1 protein-coding gene and 2 pseudogenes are annotated in these 4,189 nt (G+C 74.8%); 2 read left to right on the forward strand and 1 reads right to left on the reverse strand.

From position 1 onward, the window contains the following. Positions 1–126: 126 nt before the first annotated feature. A complete protein-coding gene (locus LZF96_RS26260) occupies positions 127–2,148 on the forward strand; it encodes a SpoIIE family protein phosphatase (RefSeq protein WP_233877367.1) in 2,022 nt (673 codons plus the stop codon). Here LZF96_RS26260 and LZF96_RS26265 read toward each other — a convergent pair. Further along, positions 2,126–3,023: pseudogene (locus LZF96_RS26265) on the reverse strand (MFS transporter). The gene LZF96_RS26260 and the pseudogene LZF96_RS26265 sit on opposite strands and share 23 nt — an antisense overlap. A gap of 229 nt (positions 3,024–3,252) precedes the next feature. Between LZF96_RS26265 and LZF96_RS26270 the strand changes: the two are divergent. Then, a pseudogene (locus tag LZF96_RS26270) lies at positions 3,253–3,838 on the forward strand (MarR family winged helix-turn-helix transcriptional regulator). The last annotated feature ends 351 nt before the right edge of the window (positions 3,839–4,189 follow it).

Consider the following 4,189-nt stretch of genomic DNA (forward strand, 5'->3'; position numbering starts at 1 on the left):
CGAGAGCCACCCCCCCCCACCCGTGACCCCCCACCCCGCGCCGGAACACCCGCCGGGCCCCGGCACCCCGGGCCCCACACCCCCATCTCCACATCGACCCCACCGCACGGATCGGATCGGAACGCTGTGAACCTGACGCGCTGGGGCCTCCGGCTGCCCGGCCGGCAACGCCGGCCGGGCAGCCGCGCCGCCGCCGCTGCCGCCCCCGCCGTGACCGACCCGTCCCCGGTACCCGCCGCACGCGGCCGTTCCGCGGCCCCGGTGGTCCCCGTCGACGGGCCGTCCGATTCCACGTTCGACGCCGTGGCCGATCCGGCGACCGCCCCGACGACCGATGGTGCCTCCGCCGACACCCCACCGGGCGGCGCCCGGGACGCGACCGGCCGACCCCCGGCGGCCCCCACCAACGGCACCGTCCTCCCGGCGGCCAACGGCTCGGCGTCCGTCACGCTTCCGGCGTCCGGTCTCGACACCGGGACCGTCCACGAACTCCTCGGCCGGGTCCCCGCGCCGGTCGCCGTCGTGCAGGGCCCCGACCACCGGGTCACCTACGTCAACGAGGCCTACGCCGAGGTCTTCGGCGCCCGTGCCACCGGCGCCCCGGCCCGCGAGGCCCTGACCGAACTGGTGGACCTCGGGCTGCTGCCGCTGATGGACCAGGTCCGCAACTCCGGCACCCCGCGCACCCTCAAGACCCGACGGGTCCCCGGGCCCGGCCGCGACGGTTTCTACACCTTCACCTGCACCCCGGTGGAGATGGCCCCCGCCCCGCTCGCCGCCGCGCCGGTGGGGGAGATCCCGGCGGGCCCCGGCGACACCCGCGCTCCGGAGGCCCCGGCCGTCCCACCGGTGGGCGCGCGTGCCGCCGCCCGCGCCGGCACGCGCCTCTCCGCGCGGGGCCGTTCCGGACGCGGTCGCACCGGCGTCACCCGGGGGCACCCGCGCTCCGCCGGTGTCCTCGTCTTCGCCGCCGACGTCACCGATCAGGTCGTCTCCGCCGAACGCCTCCGGGAGAGCGAGAGCCGCCAGCGCGCCGCCGCCGTCACCCTCCAGCGCAGCCTCCTGCCGCGCGAACTCGAACAGCCGGACGACCTGCGGGTGGCCGCCACCTACCAACCCGGCGGCACCGACGCGGCCGTCGGCGGCGACTGGTACGACGTGATCACCCTGGGCGCCGGCCGCACCGCCCTGGTCATCGGCGACGTGATGGGGCGCGGCGTGCGGGCCGCCGCCGTCATGGGCCAACTGCGCACCGCCGTACGCGCGTACGCCCTCCTGGACCTGCCCCCGCACGAGGTGCTGCAGTTCCTCGACGAACTCGCCTCCGAGATCGACCCGCAGCAGATCGCCACCTGCCTGTACGCGGTGTACGACCCGCACGAGGACACCATCGTCTACGCCTCCGCCGGACACATCCCGATCGTGATCCGCAGCCCCGACGGCACCGTGGAACGCGCCGAGGAACCCACCGGCCCGCCCCTGGGCACCGGCGGTTGGCTGCACACCTCCGGCACCCTGGGCTTCCCTCCCGGCTCCGCCGCCGTGCTGTGCACCGACGGACTGGTCGAGCGGCGCGACGCCGACATCGAGGACGGCCTGAACACGTTGCAGGACGCCTTCGCCGGGGCCGTGGACAGCCCCCGCGTGGTCTGCGACCGGATGCTCCGCGCCATGGGCATCACCGAGCACCACGACGACGACGTGGCCGTCCTCGTCATGATTCGCCCCGAGCGTTCCCCGGCCGAGAGCGGTCTGGCCCGGGGCGCGGTGCTGGACCTGCACGGCGGCACCGAGGCCGCCTCCCGGGCCCGGGCCTTCGCGGACGGGGTCCTGGCGAGCTGGCGGTTCTCCGACGAGCTGCGCGAGGCCGGCGTCCTGGCGGCGAGCGAACTGGTCGCCAACTCCCTGGTGCACGGCCGCGCCCCGATGCGGTTGCGGCTGCGCCGCACCGACCGCCGGCTGATCGTCGAGGTCACCGACGGGGACGAGCACCTGCCGCGGCTGCGCCGGGCCCGGGAGGCGGACGAACACGGGCGGGGGATCTCGGTCATCGCCTCGCTGGCCGCCGACTGGGGCGCCCGGCGGCTGCCGGAGGGTGGCAAGTCGGTGTGGGCGGAGTTCGTCATCAAGCAGGCGTCGGACGCCTGACGCCGGTGGCCCGGTGCGCGCCCCGGCACGTCGGGGCGAGCACCGGTCCCCCCGACGAGGCGGCGATGCCGCGCCCGAGGAACGGACGGTCCTGCACCGCCGTGAGGTGACGGCCGAGCAGCGGAGCCGTCGCGCTCACCGCCGGCGAGCAGACCACCATGATCACCAGGTGGTCCCCGTACCGGCCGGCGGCGGCCGACATTCCGCCGAAGGCCGGCCCCGAGGCCGGTCCCGAGGCCGGCGCCAACTGCTCGACCGGGGCGAAGGCCGCGTTGTACCGACCGACCCGGCCGGCCGGCGCGAGGTCCGCGACCAGCGGCGCCACGGTGGGGGACAACAGCGCCTCGCCGAGGCCGAAGAGCGCGTAGGCGGAGGTCAGCAGGCCGACCGCCACGGCTTGTGCGTGCGGGACCGGGACCGACACGCCGGCCGCCGGCCACGCCACCGTCCACACCACGCCGACCAGTGCCACGACCCGGCTGCGCCGCCGTCGTTCCACCCGGCGCGGCACCGCGTACCGGGTCACGACGATGGCGGCGGTGTTCGCGGCGAGGGCGAAGCCCGGCGTCGTCGTCGACACCCGGGCACCTCCACCGCGTACGCGGTGAGCCCCGCCTCGAACCGCCCGTACACCGCGAAGAACATCACGAAGCCGAGCACGACCACGGGCAGCGCCCGCGTCGGTCGATCCTCCGTCCGGTGAAGGGCAGGACGACCAGCGCCGCCACGGCGAACGAGGCCGGGCAGGTGCCGGCGGTGGCCGGGCCCGGGTCCCGCACCCGGGTGACGTGGACGAAGGGGAACGGCACGGTGGAGCCGTTGCCGAACGCGCTCAGCGCGCTGCCGATCCGGATCCGGCGCGGGGCCGCGTCCATCGCGGTGGCCACACTCACCTCTCTCGGTGACGGGCCGTCGGGGTGGCGGCGGGGGTTCTCGGGGGGTTCCGGCCCGGGCGAACCGGGTGGGTCGGGTGGACGAATGGCACGGGTGGACCGGGAACGGCCCCGGGGCGGGCGCCCCGGGGCCGACGCGTTCACGAAGATTTCGCTCGCATGGACTTCGATATCGAAGACCGCGTGGTCGAGGACCCCGACTCCGAACCCGATGGGTGTGACGTTCGGTACTCGCCGCCATGCCCGGGGCAAGTGGTGCGGAGGGCCGGACCTCGACGAGCAGATCGCGACCCACCGGCGCGAGTACCGCGACCCGGCCCCACGCGTGGAGAAGGTGGTCAACGCGCTTTCCCCGGCTCGACCGGCGGATGAGCGTCGCCTACGGTCGGCAGCTCGCCACCCTCGACCTCCACCACGGGGAGTGGGAGGCCCTCAAGGAGCTGATGGTGACCGGCCGCCCCCATCAGCTGTGGCCCGGCACGATCGCCAACCGCCCGGGCCTGACCCCGGCGGCCGTGACCCACCGTGTCGACCGCCTCCTCGCGGCAGGCCCGGTGACCCGGGTCCGGGACGAGGAGAACCGGGTGCGGGTGATCATCGGGCCCACCGACGCCGGGAGGCGGAAGTGGCTGGACGCCATGCGCATGGCGTCCGACTTCGAGGAGGCGCTGCTCCAGGATCTCGACGGGAACGAGCGCGACCTCCCCGGGGGTCTCCCGGTGCGCCTCCCGCGGCGGGTCGAGGACGCCCAGCCGGACGCCGGTGGGCGTCGGCGGGACCTCGATGGCGAGCCGTGACGAGTCGCCCGCGATCGGTGACGGGTGTCACCTCGTGTCGAGTTGACGCCCCCGGGTGGGATGCGTAATGTTCTCCGGGCTGCCACGGAGTGCGGGTTTCGAACCAGCTTTTCCGGGGAAGCGAACCGGGTCGCCGATGGCGGCCCTCACCTATCGGTGAACTCCTTTCCATCGCTGCTCGTCGACACCTCCCTCAGGGGATAGGTGTGTCGAAAAGCGAATGAGGCCCGATTTTGAATCGGGCGGGGGAATGTTCTACGGTGGTGGCAACGCCGGAGGGCGGAAAGCTCACGCCGGAGGGCGGTAAAAGCTTGAACTCCCGCCGACCGGGAGCCGGATCCGGAAAGAATC

The organism is Streptomyces sp. ST2-7A, assembly GCF_021390475.1.
Taxonomy (GTDB): Bacteria; Actinomycetota; Actinomycetes; order Streptomycetales; family Streptomycetaceae; genus Streptomyces.